Annotated in this window: 11 protein-coding genes; 5 read left to right on the top strand and 6 right to left on the bottom strand. The window is 44.7% G+C overall.

What is annotated here, in order from left to right; translation table 11 throughout:
* Positions 1 to 17 precede the first annotated feature (17 nt).
* Positions 18 to 194, bottom strand: coding sequence for a DUF6496 domain-containing protein (locus tag ACFGVR_RS22670; protein ID WP_448699966.1), 177 nt, complete (start codon positions 192 to 194; stop codon positions 18 to 20).
* Positions 195 to 384: 190 nt separating this feature from the next.
* On the opposite strand from ACFGVR_RS22670, the gene ACFGVR_RS22665 reads away from it, so the two are divergent.
* Positions 385 to 1,920 (top strand): glycoside hydrolase family 28 protein, encoded by a 1,536-nt coding sequence (locus ACFGVR_RS22665; RefSeq protein ID WP_448699964.1) that lies wholly within the window; start codon positions 385 to 387, stop codon positions 1,918 to 1,920.
* 35 nt (positions 1,921 to 1,955) lie between these two features.
* Here ACFGVR_RS22665 and ACFGVR_RS22660 read toward each other — a convergent pair whose 3' ends face one another.
* The gene (locus tag ACFGVR_RS22660; protein ID WP_448699963.1) at positions 1,956 to 3,194 is read right to left on the bottom strand and encodes a multidrug effflux MFS transporter; all 1,239 of its coding nucleotides are present in this window, start codon (positions 3,192 to 3,194) and stop codon (positions 1,956 to 1,958) included.
* Positions 3,195 to 3,325: 131 nt separating this feature from the next.
* Between ACFGVR_RS22660 and ACFGVR_RS22655 the strand changes: the two genes are divergently transcribed.
* The 4 genes from ACFGVR_RS22655 to ACFGVR_RS22640 all read left to right on the top strand — a co-directional run bounded on the left by ACFGVR_RS22655 (position 3,326) and on the right by ACFGVR_RS22640 (position 8,859).
* Positions 3,326 to 4,693 carry a hypothetical protein gene (locus ACFGVR_RS22655; RefSeq protein ID WP_448699962.1) on the top strand — a complete coding sequence of 456 codons (1,368 nt, stop codon included), beginning with the start codon at positions 3,326 to 3,328 and terminating at the stop codon, positions 4,691 to 4,693.
* 278 nt (positions 4,694 to 4,971) lie between these two features.
* The gene (gene guaA / locus ACFGVR_RS22650) at positions 4,972 to 6,501 is read left to right on the top strand and encodes a glutamine-hydrolyzing GMP synthase (protein ID WP_448699961.1); all 1,530 of its coding nucleotides are present in this window, start codon (positions 4,972 to 4,974) and stop codon (positions 6,499 to 6,501) included.
* Positions 6,458 to 7,693 carry an ABC transporter substrate-binding protein gene (locus ACFGVR_RS22645; protein ID WP_448699960.1) on the top strand — a complete coding sequence of 412 codons (1,236 nt, stop codon included), beginning with the start codon at positions 6,458 to 6,460 and terminating at the stop codon, positions 7,691 to 7,693. The genes guaA and ACFGVR_RS22645 overlap by 44 nt, the downstream gene beginning before the upstream one ends.
* Complete coding sequence (locus ACFGVR_RS22640) at positions 7,690 to 8,859, top strand: RsmB/NOP family class I SAM-dependent RNA methyltransferase (RefSeq protein ID WP_448699958.1); 1,170 nt, start codon at positions 7,690 to 7,692, stop codon at positions 8,857 to 8,859. The genes ACFGVR_RS22645 and ACFGVR_RS22640 overlap by 4 nt, the downstream gene beginning before the upstream one ends.
* Before the next feature lie 28 nt (positions 8,860 to 8,887).
* Here ACFGVR_RS22640 and ACFGVR_RS22635 read toward each other — a convergent pair whose 3' ends face one another.
* The 4 genes from ACFGVR_RS22635 to ACFGVR_RS22620 form a co-directional block, all read right to left on the bottom strand.
* Positions 8,888 to 9,226: a hypothetical protein gene (locus ACFGVR_RS22635; RefSeq protein ID WP_448699957.1), complete on the bottom strand. Its 339-nt coding sequence runs from the start codon at positions 9,224 to 9,226 to the stop codon at positions 8,888 to 8,890.
* Between the two features lie 48 nt (positions 9,227 to 9,274).
* Complete coding sequence (locus tag ACFGVR_RS22630; RefSeq protein WP_448699955.1) at positions 9,275 to 9,871, bottom strand: MarC family protein; 597 nt, start codon at positions 9,869 to 9,871, stop codon at positions 9,275 to 9,277.
* Between the two features lie 81 nt (positions 9,872 to 9,952).
* Complete coding sequence (locus ACFGVR_RS22625) at positions 9,953 to 11,509, bottom strand: amino acid permease (RefSeq protein WP_448699954.1); 1,557 nt, start codon at positions 11,507 to 11,509, stop codon at positions 9,953 to 9,955.
* A gap of 113 nt (positions 11,510 to 11,622) precedes the next feature.
* The gene (locus ACFGVR_RS22620; RefSeq protein ID WP_448699953.1) at positions 11,623 to 13,869 is read right to left on the bottom strand and encodes a sodium-translocating pyrophosphatase; all 2,247 of its coding nucleotides are present in this window, start codon (positions 13,867 to 13,869) and stop codon (positions 11,623 to 11,625) included.
* Positions 13,870 to 13,902: the final 33 nt, after the last annotated feature.

Here is a 13,902-nt window from a genome sequence, read left to right as displayed (position 1 = left end):
TTAGCGAGGAGTAATTGTTAATCTTTTTTCTTCGGTACTTTCGCACCCTCTTTACGCGCTTCGGATAGGCCGATAGCAATGGCCTGCTTACGGCTGGTAACTTTTTTGCCGCTGCCGCTTTTTAATTTGCCTTCTTTCATTTCGTGCATGGTTGCTTCAACCTTCTCGCTTGCTTTTTCTGAATACTTTGCCATGATGTTTATGCCTGGTAAATGTTAATAATAGTTTATAAAGCAAATTTATTGCCAGTTTGTGGTATCGTTGCCGGGAACGATTGCACAAATAAATCGGTCTTATTCGTTCTATTATCAACAAAAACTCGTTAGCATTGCTTAACAGAAAGCAGTTTACCCCAACAAACCACCTATACAAACATACCGATCTATGAATATTAAACCGATCTTATCTGCCTTGTTGATGCTATCCGGAATGGCCGCATTTGCACAGCAACAACACGATATGGCCTGGTACGTAGCTAATGCGCCTTTTAAAATGGGCACCATTGCCGAGCCTAAATTTGCCGACCGTACTTTTAACATTAAAGATTACGGTGCCATTGGCGACGGGCAAACGGTCAATACCCAGGCTATTGCCAAAGCTATTGACGCTTGTTCGGCGGCAGGGGGCGGTATAGTTTTGGTTCCGCCGGGTTTATGGTTAACCGGGCCCATAGAATTGAAAAGCAATATCAATTTTCATACAGAAAGAGGCGCGTTGATTGTTTTTAGTCCGGATCATTCGCTGTTTGCGATGCAGGATGGTCGCGGCAAACCGCAACTGTATGGCGAGAAATTAGAGAACGTAGGCATAACCGGCGAAGGTATTTTTGATGGCTCCGGCGATACCTGGCGCCCGTTAAAAAAGAGCAAGGCCGCGCCAACCCTGTGGAACGACGAGTTGAAATCGGGCGGGGTGCTGAACAAAGCCGGGGATATGTGGTACCCAACTAAAGAAGCGATGGAGAACGATAGGTTGCGCCCGATCATGGTGATCATTGCCAGCAGTAAAAACGTTTTGATTGACGGCCCTACGTTTAAAAACTCGCCTAATTTCGCTTTCAATCCTAAAAGCATTACCAATTTGATCATCCGTAATGTAAAGATCGAGAATGAGTATTATGCCCAGAACGGCGACGCGATAGATCTTTCAACCTGTAAAAACGCCATTGTTTACCGTTGTACGGTTCATGCGGGCGATGATGGTATCTGCATGAAATCGAGCGGGAGCAAAGATAAGACTACCGCCGCTTTAGAAAATATCATCATAGCCGAAAACATTGTTTACCATGCGCATGGTGGTTTTGTGATCGGTAGTAATACCGATGGCGGTATGAATAACATCTGGGTAACCAACAACAACTTTGTGAATACCGATATCGGCATTCGCGTAAAAAGTAACGAGGGCAGGGGCGGCCTGGTGCATAATATCTACATCGACCATATCTATATGCGCGATATTTTGAATGAGGCTATTTTGTTCAGCAGCTACTACGAGGATAAAAATCCGGGCATTACCAACGCACCGGTAGTGGCCAGCGATAAAACCCCGAACTTCCAGGATTTTCATTTAAGCAACATCTATTGCAACGGCGCCAAAATTGCGGTATCTATCATCGGTTTGCCGCAGATGCCGGTAAGCAAGATCGATTTTACCGATATCACCATATCGGCAGATAAAGCTTTTTATGCTACGGAAGCAACGGATTTAACATTGAAAAACGTTAAGATCGTGTCGCCCGATAAAACGGTGTTTACCCTAAATAATGCAGGCAATATCCATATCAATAATATGGGTTTTGATGCCGCCGCTAAGACTTTTATATCGGCCGAAGGTGGAAAATCTACAGGGATTACCGTTAGTGAGACTGCCGTAAAAAGCGATGCAATTAAGGCAGCTAAAGGAGCTGTGGTGGTTAATTAAGACGCGTTATAAACTGGCGCAGGTAGAAGACCATATTAAACACTGGTTACAAAAGGACGCAGATTATTTGCTGCTTCTGTTTTTGCCAATCGTTTACTGCCTGTAAACAGTAATACCAAAGCGCAAACTGTACAAAGCGCCATAATACCCGTCATAGGCAGGGCGGTGCCGTTATTTAAAACGCTCACCATGGCCGATGCGCAGGCGCCGATACCCATCTGTAAAGTACCCATTAGTGCCGAAGCGGTGCCTGCATTGTGGGCAAAGGGTGTTAATGACAAAGCCGATGCGTTAGGCGATATAAAGCCCTGGGCACTTAAAAATAAAAATATCAGAGCGATCATGCCTGTGGCGCTGATCAAACCGTAAAACGTAAGTGTAAATAAGGTTATCCCGATAAGGCATTGTGCAGCCTGCGCTACCCTGATGATCTGCGCGCTGGTATAATGGCGTAAAAACAGGCTGTTTATCTGGCTGGAACCGATCAATCCGGTTGCTATTGAAGCGAATATCCAGCCAAACTGGGGCTGGGTAAAGTGATAGGTGCCTATAAACACTACTGATGCTCCGGAAAGATAGGCGTACTGGCTTGCTGACGCGATACCACCTGTAATAGCATACGTGTAAAATTGCGGATGCTTAAATACGGCCCAAAAATCGTTAAAAATGGATTTAGGTTTTAATGATAAGGCTGCATTAGGTTCACGTCCATCAGGCAGCCAAAACCAGCTGGCTGTCAATATAAAAACCGAGATCCCGGTAAGAACAATAAACACGGCATGCCAGCCAAGTGCCACACTGATATAACTACCTACGGTGGGCGCCACCAGTGGCGAAACAGCCACCACAAGGAGCAGTAAAGAAAATACTTTGGCGATCTCGTTAACCGGGAACAGATCGCGTACCAGCGCACGGGCGGCCACCATGCCCCCGCAACTCCCCAATGCCTGCAGCAAACGCATCGCGATGAGCATATTAGCCGATTTGGTAACCGAGCAACCCAGCGACGCCATTACGTATATGAATAAACCGATGTATAAAGGCTTTTTTCGCCCGAAACGGTCTAATAATGGTCCGTAAATTAACTGGCCGATGGCGATACCGATAAAATAACTTGTTAAGGATAATTGGACACGGGATACAGGGCAATGCAGATCGTGCGCAATGGCTGTAAACGCAGGCAAATACATATCGATGGAGAACGGGCTAAGCGCCGTAACCAAACCTAATATTAAGATAAGTAAGAAGTATCGTTTCGTATCAGTAGTGTTCATTAATGCTGCAAAGATACGCATACAGCCCATGAGGGAGGATTTTATTTAATAATAACCTGGTAATAATACAGAAACAGGTGCTTTTAAATTGATTATTTTTTGTACCATTGATAAACCTTATACCATACTTAATGAAATCCTTTCTGTTGTTTTTTACGCTTACCTTTTTTGCTTTAAATAATACCCGCGCGCAAGGTATCAATTTTGAAAAAGATTCGTTATCGGTTGTTCTGACCAAAGCAAAAGCTAAAGATATGCCTGTAATGATTTTACTGGATGCGCCTGCCACAATTAAAGATCCGGCGCAGCAGCAGGAACGCAACTTGCTTAATGATCCGGAGGTGGTAAAAGCATATCAGCAAAATTTTATCTGCTGTAAAGCTGGATTTGGCAGTACGGTAGCGCAAAAGTTAGCTAAAGAGTATAACGTTGGCTCCTATCCAACTTTTTTATTTTTAAACAGCGACGGAGCATTGGTATATCGCGCTTATGGCTATTTGTCGAAACCGGAACTGTATATAACTACTGTTAGCCATGTTTTAGAGATGATCAAGAACGGTAATAATATTGCGGCTTACCAGCAGCGTTATCTTGCCGGCGAACGTTCCCGTGAATTTTTACATACGTATATTTTAGCGAAAGAACATATTGGTTTTTATGATAACTCCGAACTGATCAATGATTATATACAGCGACTAACCATTGGTGAGATCAATACCTATAAGCAAATGCAGTTTATTTTACAGGCAGGACCCATAGTAGGCAGCACTGCTTTGCAACTTAGCTATATGAATAAGCCGTTACGCGACAGTATATATAAAACGCAAACCAAAGCGGCCAATATTGCTATGAATAACCATACCATTAAAAATTCATTCGATAAAGCGATTGCTACCAAAGATAAAAACCTGGCTTACCAGGCTTCGGCATATGTACAGGGCACGTATGGTAAAGATTATGTTAGCGGGCAACGTTCGAGCCAGAGCCATATGTTGACCTTTTACAGAGCAACAAAAGACACGACCGCTTATTTGCAACAGGCCGGGTATTTTTATGATCGCTATTACATGAACATCAGCGTTGATTCGGCCAGGCGGCAACAACAAAAGCGGACCGACTCGTTAAAAGCTGTTCGCGAAAGAAATGCGAAAAATAAAGATTCGGCTAACGTGAAATTGGTTTTTACCATGTTGCCAGCTGCCACTAATGCAGTTGCGCAGGGTTTAAATACCGCGGCATGGGAAACGTATTTAACCGGAACGCATAACCCCGTTTATTTGGTAAAGGCAATCGGCTGGGTACGGCATTCCATAGCTATCGAATCGGCCTATTATAACCATGATACACTGGCACACCTTTTATATCGGTATGGTTTTTATGCCGAGGCAGAAGCAGAGCAGGAGCAGGCAGTATCATTAGCCAAAGAACGGAAACTGCCGCAAACGGCTGTGGACGGACTGATCAAAGCCCAGCAAAAAATAAAGCAGCGGAGCTTGTAATAAATGTGAGAAAAGTGGATGGTTTTTGGTATATTAGTGATTGTTGTTTGAGTGTTGTAAGTTTAATTGTTATTAGTAAGAGCAAATAAGAGCATCGAAATATTTCTTACAATTTCCCCCCTGGACGAGAGAAGCAAGAGTCAAGATGCAAGAACCAAGAGCCTGGAATCAAGACAAAAACTATTCAAAAATACCCACAAATACCTACCCGGTTATTAACATTTAAAACCTTAGTAACTTCTGCTTTTGGCTTTCAGCTCAAAAGACTATCTTTGCCCATGCAAGAAAAAATCATCATTCTTGACTTCGGTTCGCAATTTACCCAACTGATTGCCCGGAGAGTAAGAGAGCTCAATATTTACTGCGAGATACATCCATTTAACCACGTTCCGGAGTTTGACGACAGCGTAAAAGGCATTATCCTTTCGGGAAGCCCATATTCGGTAAGGCAGGAGGATGCCCCGCATTTTGACTATGCCAGGTACAAGGCACATTATCCCATTTTGGCGGTTTGTTATGGCGCGCAATACCTGGCCCATTTTCATGGTGGCGAAGTGCAGGCATCAACAACCCGCGAATACGGCCGGGCCAACCTGCAATACATCAAAGCCGGTAACCCGTTGTTTAAAGGTATCGGGTCCGGATCGCAGGTATGGATGAGCCATGCAGATACCATTGTTGCTATTGCCGATGATTTTGAAATTATTGCCAGCAGCGATAGTGTGCGTGTGGCGGCTTACCAGGTTGCTAACTCACAAACCTACGGTATCCAGTTTCACCCCGAGGTGACCCACAGTTTGGATGGCAAGCAATTACTGCAAAACTTTTTGGTTGATATATGCGGCTGCGCACAGGATTGGACGCCCGACTCGTTCGTAGAAACTACCATTGCCGAATTGAAAGCGCAATTAGGAGATGATAAAGTGGTGCTTGGCCTATCCGGCGGTGTTGATTCGTCGGTAGCGGCGGTATTGCTGCATCATGCCATCGGTAAAAACCTGCATTGCATATTTGTGGATAACGGCCTGTTGCGTAAAGATGAGTTCCAATCGGTATTGGATTCATACCAGCACATGGGGCTTAACGTAAAAGGTGTTGACGCCAAACAACGTTTTTATGATGCTTTAGCAGGATTATCCGATCCTGAAAAGAAGCGTAAAGCTATCGGTCGCGTATTTATTGAAGTGTTTGATGACGAGGCGCATGCCATCAGCGATGTAAAATGGTTAGGGCAGGGTACCATTTACCCGGACGTGATCGAATCCGTTTCGGTAAAAGGGCCATCGGCTACTATCAAATCGCACCATAATGTTGGCGGTTTGCCCGACTTTATGAAGCTAAAAGTGGTTGAGCCGCTTAAAACCCTGTTTAAAGACGAAGTACGCCGCGTTGGCCGTACCTTAAAAATAGACGAAAATATATTAGGCAGGCACCCTTTCCCGGGCCCAGGATTGGCTATTCGTATTTTAGGCGATGTTACACCCGAGAAGGTTGCCATTTTGCAGGAAGCCGATGCAATTTATATCAACAATTTAAAGAGTGCCGGGTTATATGATAAAGTTTGGCAGGCAGGCACTATTTTCCTGCCGGTGCAATCGGTAGGAGTAATGGGCGATGAGCGTACTTACGAAAATGTGGTATGTTTACGCGCGGTTGAATCGCTTGACGGTATGACTGCCGACTGGTGCCATTTGCCTTATGATGTACTGGCCAAAATATCAAACGAGATCATTAACAATGTTAAAGGTATTAACCGTGTAGTTTATGACATCAGTTCGAAGCCGCCGGCTACCATCGAATGGGAATAAATGGATAGTATTTGCGTTAGCAGGTGTTGTTTTAGGCGCCTGCTCGCCCAAAATACGTCCCACAGAGAAACCCGCGCCTAAACCGGTTGTGGTTAAACCTGTACAACCCGTGGCCCCACCGAAAGTAGAAGTAGCAAAAACCTCTACTATAGCTTTGATATTGCCTTTTAACCTCGATAAACTTGATCTGAGCGGTAATACTAACCTCAATAAAGCCGACCTGGCTGCCGATTATTACCAGGGCTTTAAGTTTGCGCTCGATTCGTTAACCGCCAAAGGCAGTAATTATAAACTGTTGGTTTTCGATTCTAATGATGATGCCGCACATTCACGGAGTTTGGCTAATAATCCAGGTATCCGCAGCAGCGATATAGTGATAGGGCCGGTTTTTCCGGAAGGTATAACGGCGTTTGCTTCCATGTTTACAGCCAATAAGCTTGTTGTATCACCGTTGTCGCCGGCGCCTCCGAGCCAGTTTAAAAGCAATAAGCTGGTTACGGTTATCCCGCCTTTAGAGTACCACGCCTGGGCGGCTGCACGGTTCATCACCAGCCGTATCAAACCTAAAAAGGTATTTATTTTACGGTCGGGCTATAGCGACGAAAATAAATACATCACACCGTTCCATAAGGCCATCGATAGTTTGGGTAAAAAGCGGGTGCAGGTTGTAAGTACAGTAATCACTCACGGTAGTTTTGATGCGCTGTTGCCACAGCTATCTCTAACCGAGGAGAATATCTTCGTCATCCCGGCAACAGACGAATTGTTTTTGATCACCACCCTGCGCTCGCTCGAAAAAGTGGCACAAAGCTACCCGGTGACGGTATTTGGCCATCCCAACTGGAGCAAGTTTGATTACCTGAAACCAGAACTGCTGCAAAATTTAAAAACGCATATTTCCACCTCGGATGATATTGATTATAAATCGCCGGCGGCCATTAATTTTATAAGGGATTACAAACGGATATACCATATGGCACCGGGCGATTATGCGATTAAGGGCTTTGATGAGGGGTATTATTTTGGCAGCCTGCTTAGCGCGAAAGCCGACTCGTTATCCCACCTGGATAAAACAGCCTACAAAGGGTTAAATAACCAGTATAATTTTATAAAAACGACTAACTATGGTTGGGTTAACACGCATGTAACTATATTGCAGTACCAAAACTTTGAACTGAAAAAGGCGGAATGAAAGCCCTTAACCAGCTAAAAACATTTGAGCGCATACTGGGCGAATACCCGGCCGATACGCCTTTAGGTAAGTTTTTACCGGGCTTTTATCGCCAAAACAAACAAATGGGATCAACTGATAGGCGCATTGCCGGCCGGCTGATCTATAATTACTTCCGGTTAGGTAAAGCACTATTTAATACCGCCAGCGAAGAGCGTTTGTTTGTAGCCGAGTTTTTATGCAATACACAGGTCAACTCGTTTTTACAGCACTTTAAACCCGAGTGGGCGGCTTGTATTGGTTTTGGTCTGGATGATAAACTGGCGATGGTTAAAACCGCTTACCCGGCCTTTAAACTCGAGGATGTCTTCCCATGGACCAATGAGCTTTCGCCGGATATCGATAAACAGGCTTTTTTGAGATCATTCTTTGTTCAGCCCGATCTATATATCCGGGTACTAAAAGGTTTTGAAACGCAGGTAAAAGCAGGTTTAGCTAAAGCTGATATTGTTTTTCGCGAGGAGGGTAACCAATGCCTGGCCTTGCCGAACGGCACCCGGTTGGAACAGATCTTTCCGGATAAACACTGGTTTGAAGTGCAGGATCATTCATCGCAACAAACTGCACAATTTTTCAGGCCCAACAAATGGGAGCATTGGTGGGATGCTTGTGCTGCTTCGGGCGGGAAATCGCTGTTGCTGCACGAATTACAGCCCGATCTGAAGCTGGTGGTATCCGATATCCGCGAATCTATCTTAGCTAACCTTGACGAACGCTTTCAACAGGCGGGATTACGCAAATACCAGAAAAAACTGGTCGACCTGACCAAAAACGTTGATCCCGAACTGCACGATTACGAATTTGATGGCATCATACTGGATGCACCCTGCAGCGGCTCTGGCACCTGGGGCCGCACGCCCGAGATGATCAACCAGTTTCAGGATTTTAAGATCCAATCGTTCCAAAACCTGCAGCAAAGTATTGTGCGTAATGTGGTGAAATATCTCAAACCGGGCAAGCCTTTGATCTATATTACCTGTTCGGCGTTTAAGGCTGAGAATGAGGATATGGTTGAGTTTCTGAGTAAAGAGTTTGGCTTAAAACTGGAGGAAAAGACTGTGCTGAAAGGTTATGAGCATAAAGCGGATACGATGTTTGTGGCGAGGCTGAGCCCCCCAGCCCCCTAAGGGGGAGTTAATTTGAAAAATTAAGCTCTCATCTCAACTTTGCGACAAACGCAGCTATAATACCTCCTAAAATCAGACCGATAGGAATAATGGGCTGCTCCGGAATTATTATATAGGATGCTATAGCTAAAAATACACCAATTCCTATTTTTACCAAGGCAACGTTATAAGAAACGACTTTCTTTTCCGTCACTCTTTCCATGACCTCTTGTTTTTGTTGAATCGATAAATTTTGAATAACCTGCCTTGCTATATCTTCAGGTATACCTTGTTTTTCGAGACGGGCAAAAATAACCTCATTGTCGTATCCCGTATTCTTTAGTCTTAAGCCCTCCAGATAGGCTTTCTTTTTCAGGGTTTCATCCATAAATTTCAAATGTTGATTATCTTACTCCCCCTTTAGGGGGCTGGGGGGCTAAAGATGTGTATTGCTCCTAAATAGTTTGATCGCTATGGCCAGCAGGATAATACCAAAAGCTTTGCGCAGCACTTCAAGCCCGGTTTTGCCCAGTATCTTTTCGATGCGATAGGTGTTTTTAAGCACCAGGTAAACAAAAAGGGTATTTAAAAAGATGCCGACCAAAATATTCTGTGTTTGGTATTGCGATTTGAGTGAGAGCAGGGTAGTCATGGTACCGGCACCGGCAATAAGCGGGAAGGCGAGGGGAACGATGGACATCGAGGTTGTCTCGGCGGTTTCCTCTTCATCAGCCTCTTTAAAGAACTTATGGCCAAGGATCATTTCGAGCGCAATGAAAAAGATAACCAGCGAACCCGCGATGGCGAATGAAGGTATATCGATGCCGATAATGCCTAACAGTTCTTTACCTACAAACAAAAACACCACCATCAGGAACACTACCGCCAATGATGCTTTTTCGGCCGCTATAGAGCCTGCCTTGCGTTGTAATTCGATAATAACGGGTATGGTACCCACAATATCGATAATAGCGAACAGGATCAGCGTTACCGAAAGTATCTCCCTGGGGTCGAAAGTAAAATACTCGCTCATAGGTTTGAAAGTTGGTTTAAGTAAATCTACAAAATAAACAACAAAAAAAATCCCGGATGTTTTGATCCGGGATTTTTTTTGTTATTCTACAAAATTAGGATTTGGCGGATCGTTGGCACCTTCGGTTTTACCGTGGCGCACATGCGATTTTTTGATGCTGTAACCAAAATAGATGAACATGCCTATAGCCATCCATACAAACAAGCGCAGCCAGTTTTCAAGGCCCTCGCTGCCCATCATAGCCAGGCAGATCAAAGCGCCTAACGGACAAACAATTAAATACAATGGTGTTTTAAACGGACGTACCAGATCAGGGCTTTTTTGACGCAGGATCAGGATACCTATACAAACCAGTACGAAAGCAAACAAAGTACCTATACTTACCATTTCGCCAACCACACTATCAGGTATAAAACCGGCAAACAGCGATACAAACACAAAGAAAAACCATTGTGATTTATATGGCGTACGGAATTTAGGGTGTAATTTTGAAAATATAGGCGGTATCAAACCGTCGATACTCATGGTGTAAAATACACGGGTTTGGCCCAACAACATCACCAGTATCACCGATGAGAACCCTGCTAATATGGCAATGGTAACCAATTTGGCGAGCCACCCGTAACCAGTCATAAAAGTAGTAATGGCATAGGTAACAGAAGCTTCTTTACCTTGTACCAAAAACTCTTTGTAAGGCGCTAAACCTGTTAATACGTGTGAGAATAAGATGTATAATACAGTACAGAACGCTAAAGATATCAGGATACCTTTTGGCATATCTTTCTGTGGGTTCTTAGCTTCCTGTGCTGCTGTCGATACCGCATCAAAACCGATAAACGCAAAGAAAACCACACTAGCACCGCGCAACACGCCGAGCCAGCCATGGTTAAAAGTATCGGCATAATCTACAATACCTGTATTGGTTTTAACGGTACCAGCGTCAGCAGGTATCATGTAAGGTGTATGGTTTGCAGGGTTAATAAAGTTCCAGCCTAAAGCGATGATCATTAACACAATCGCAACTTTAACAATAACAATAACGTTATTTACGATCGCCGATTCGGCAGTACCTTTAATCAGCAATAAGGTCAGCATCAGCAAAATGAATATGGCCGGAAGGTTAATTAAACCACGTGTGCCTAATTCTGCTGCGTACATACCTGTAGTAGTGGTTGATACCTCGAACGGCGAGTGCGATAACGCGAACGGTATATGACAATTAAAGAATGTTTCGAGAAAGTTATTGAAGTACTGCGACCAGCCGATGGCTACCGTAGCAGCGCCCAATGCGTATTCCAACACCAAATCCCAGCCAATTATCCAGGCAATAAATTCGCCCATAGTGGTATACGAATAAGTGTAGGCCGATCCGGCGATAGGGATCATACTGGCAAACTCGGCGTAGCATAAACCTGCCAATGCGCAGCCCGCTGCAGCGATCAAAAATGAGATGGTTACGGCAGGCCCGGCGTGTTCGCCTGCGGCAGCTGCGGTACGCACAAAAATACCCGCACCAATAATAGCGCCAATACCCAATGCAATAAGCGAACCAACGCCAAGCGTTCGTTTTAATGTTTTTTCGCCCTCTTTCGAGGCCGCCATTAAGGTGTCAATGGATTTCTTTACAAATAAATTCATCAGTCAGTTTAGTGTTATTAATTTAATGTACTTCCAAACATACTTAAAATATATGGTAAATGAAAAGGGACTTCGGTTTAAGAAATCCCTTTTAAGTAACAATATGGATAGTTTTATTGGTATTTAACCGTATTTAATTTTGTAACAACGGCGGTTGGTGCTTTTATCTCTTTCGAGGTGTTGATTTTCACCGATGCCGGAGGTATTTTATTAGGATTAAGATGCGGCGCAATTACCAGCGACACGATCGACATCAGTTTAATGAGGATGTTCATCGATGGGCCCGAAGTATCTTTAAACGGATCACCAACCGTATCACCGGTAACCGATGCCTTGTGCGGTTCTGATTTTTTGTAATACATTTCACCATTAATCTCTACACCTTTTTCGAATGATTTTTTAGCGTTATCCCATGCGCCACCGGCATTGCTCTGAAAGATACCCATCAGTACGCCCGATACGGTAACACCCGCTAACAAGCCGCCTAAAACTTCAGGACCGAAAACAAAACCTACGATAATAGGGGTGATGAGGGCGATCATGCCCGGGGCAACCATTTCGCGGATAGATGCTTTGGTTGAGATAGCCACGCATTTTTCGTACTCAGGCTTGGCTTTGTACTCCATAATGCCCGGTATTTCGCGAAACTGGCGGCGAACTTCTTCAACCATGGCCATGGCGGCACGGCCCACAGCCGAGATACACAAGGCTGAGAAAATGAACGGGATCATCCCTCCAACAAATAAACCGGCTAATACATCGGCCTTGTAAATATCAATGTGCTCAATATTGGCAACGCCAACAAAAGCTGCAAATAAAGCCAATGAGGTTAATGCTGCCGAAGCGATAGCAAAACCTTTACCGGTTGCGGCGGTAGTGTTACCTACAGCATCCAGGTTATCGGTACGCTCGCGTACTTCGGGAGGTAAGCCGCTCATTTCGGCAATACCACCGGCATTATCGGCAATAGGGCCAAATGCATCAATAGCTAATTGCATAGCGGTGGTAGCCATCATACCTGCGGCAGCGATAGCAACACCGTATAAACCTGCAAAATGGTATGAACCATAAATACCGGATGCTAATACTAAGATCGGCAACACGGTCGACTCCATACCCACAGCTAAACCGCCGATGATATTGGTAGCATGGCCGGTTGATGATTGGCGAATAATGCTCAATACCGGGCGTTTACCCATAGCAGTGTAATACTCAGTAATGATCGACATTAATGTACCCACCACTAAACCAACTACAATGGCCATAAACACGCCATCTTTAGTAAAATGCGATGAGCCTTCTTTAAACGCACCGTTCACAAAATCGCGCGACATGTGGAACTCACCGGCAGGCAGCATCCATTGCACTACAAAATAAGTAGCTATGGCTGTTAAAACTATCGATGTCCAGTTACCCATGTTCAGGGCTTTTTGTACACTGTCGTGCTCGCCTTTTATCCGCACCATAGCGGCGCCAACTATCGAAAATATTAAACCTAAACCTGCAATTACCATGGGCAACAATACAGGTGCTATACCGCCGAAAACATCGGGTGATACAATTTCGCGACCCAAAACCATGGTGGCCAGCATGGTTGCCACGTACGATCCGAACAAATCGGCGCCCATACCGGCAACGTCGCCTACGTTATCGCCTACGTTATCGGCAATGGTAGCAGGGTTACGTACGTCATCCTCAGGAATACCGGCTTCAACCTTACCAACCAGATCGGCGCCTACATCGGCAGCTTTGGTATAGATACCGCCACCAACACGGGCAAACAAAGCGATTGATTCAGCACCAAGCGAAAAGCCTGCAAGCACATCAAGCGCCTTAGCCATGGCTTCACCGTTTACGGCTTCGCCTTTGCTGGTCACATACATGGTGTAAAACACAATAAATAACGATCCTAAACCTATAATAGCCAAACCAGCAACGCCAAGGCCCATCACGGTGCCACCGGTAAATGATACTTTTAAGGCTTGCGCCAGACTGGTTTTAGCAGCCTGTGTGGTACGCACGTTTGATTTTGTTGCGATACGCATACCCAGGTATCCGGCGAAAGCCGATAAAAAAGCGCCGCATACAAATGAGATAGCAATAACCGGGCTTGAGGTAGCTACCGTAGTGCCCGACCAGGCAAGCAGTATGGCGGCAATAACCACAAAGTAGCTTAGTATCTTCCACTCGGCACGCAAAAAGGCCATTGCCCCATCGGCAATGTAACCGGATAGTTCGGTCATTTTGTCATCACCGGTTTCTTGTTTGGTAACCCAGGCCGATTTGATCAACATGGCAACAATGCCCACCAGCCCACACACAGGTATTAAATAAATTAAGTAATTGTTTAAAAAATCCATACAGTACAATTATAGAAATAGGAAAAATTGGGT

The sequence above is a fragment of the Mucilaginibacter aureus genome (assembly GCF_053514885.1).
Note: the sequence above shows the minus strand (reverse complement) of the source record. Positions and strands in the feature narration are given on the sequence as shown.

What these genes read in the sequence shown, in the direction of transcription:
- ACFGVR_RS22670 (WP_448699966.1), bottom strand. Translation starts at nt 194, where the DNA reads ATGGCAAAGTATTCAGAAAAAGCAAGCGAGAAGGTTGAAGCAACCATG.
- ACFGVR_RS22665 (WP_448699964.1), top strand. Translation starts at nt 385, where the DNA reads ATGAATATTAAACCGATCTTATCTGCCTTGTTGATGCTATCCGGAATG.
- ACFGVR_RS22660 (WP_448699963.1), bottom strand. Translation starts at nt 3,194, where the DNA reads ATGAACACTACTGATACGAAACGATACTTCTTACTTATCTTAATATTA.
- ACFGVR_RS22655 (WP_448699962.1), top strand. Translation starts at nt 3,326, where the DNA reads ATGAAATCCTTTCTGTTGTTTTTTACGCTTACCTTTTTTGCTTTAAAT.
- guaA (WP_448699961.1), top strand. Translation starts at nt 4,972, where the DNA reads ATGCAAGAAAAAATCATCATTCTTGACTTCGGTTCGCAATTTACCCAA.
- ACFGVR_RS22645 (WP_448699960.1), top strand. Translation starts at nt 6,458, where the DNA reads ATGACATCAGTTCGAAGCCGCCGGCTACCATCGAATGGGAATAAATGG.
- ACFGVR_RS22640 (WP_448699958.1), top strand. Translation starts at nt 7,690, where the DNA reads ATGAAAGCCCTTAACCAGCTAAAAACATTTGAGCGCATACTGGGCGAA.
- ACFGVR_RS22635 (WP_448699957.1), bottom strand. Translation starts at nt 9,226, where the DNA reads ATGGATGAAACCCTGAAAAAGAAAGCCTATCTGGAGGGCTTAAGACTA.
- ACFGVR_RS22630 (WP_448699955.1), bottom strand. Translation starts at nt 9,871, where the DNA reads ATGAGCGAGTATTTTACTTTCGACCCCAGGGAGATACTTTCGGTAACG.
- ACFGVR_RS22625 (WP_448699954.1), bottom strand. Translation starts at nt 11,509, where the DNA reads ATGAATTTATTTGTAAAGAAATCCATTGACACCTTAATGGCGGCCTCG.
- ACFGVR_RS22620 (WP_448699953.1), bottom strand. Translation starts at nt 13,869, where the DNA reads ATGGATTTTTTAAACAATTACTTAATTTATTTAATACCTGTGTGTGGG.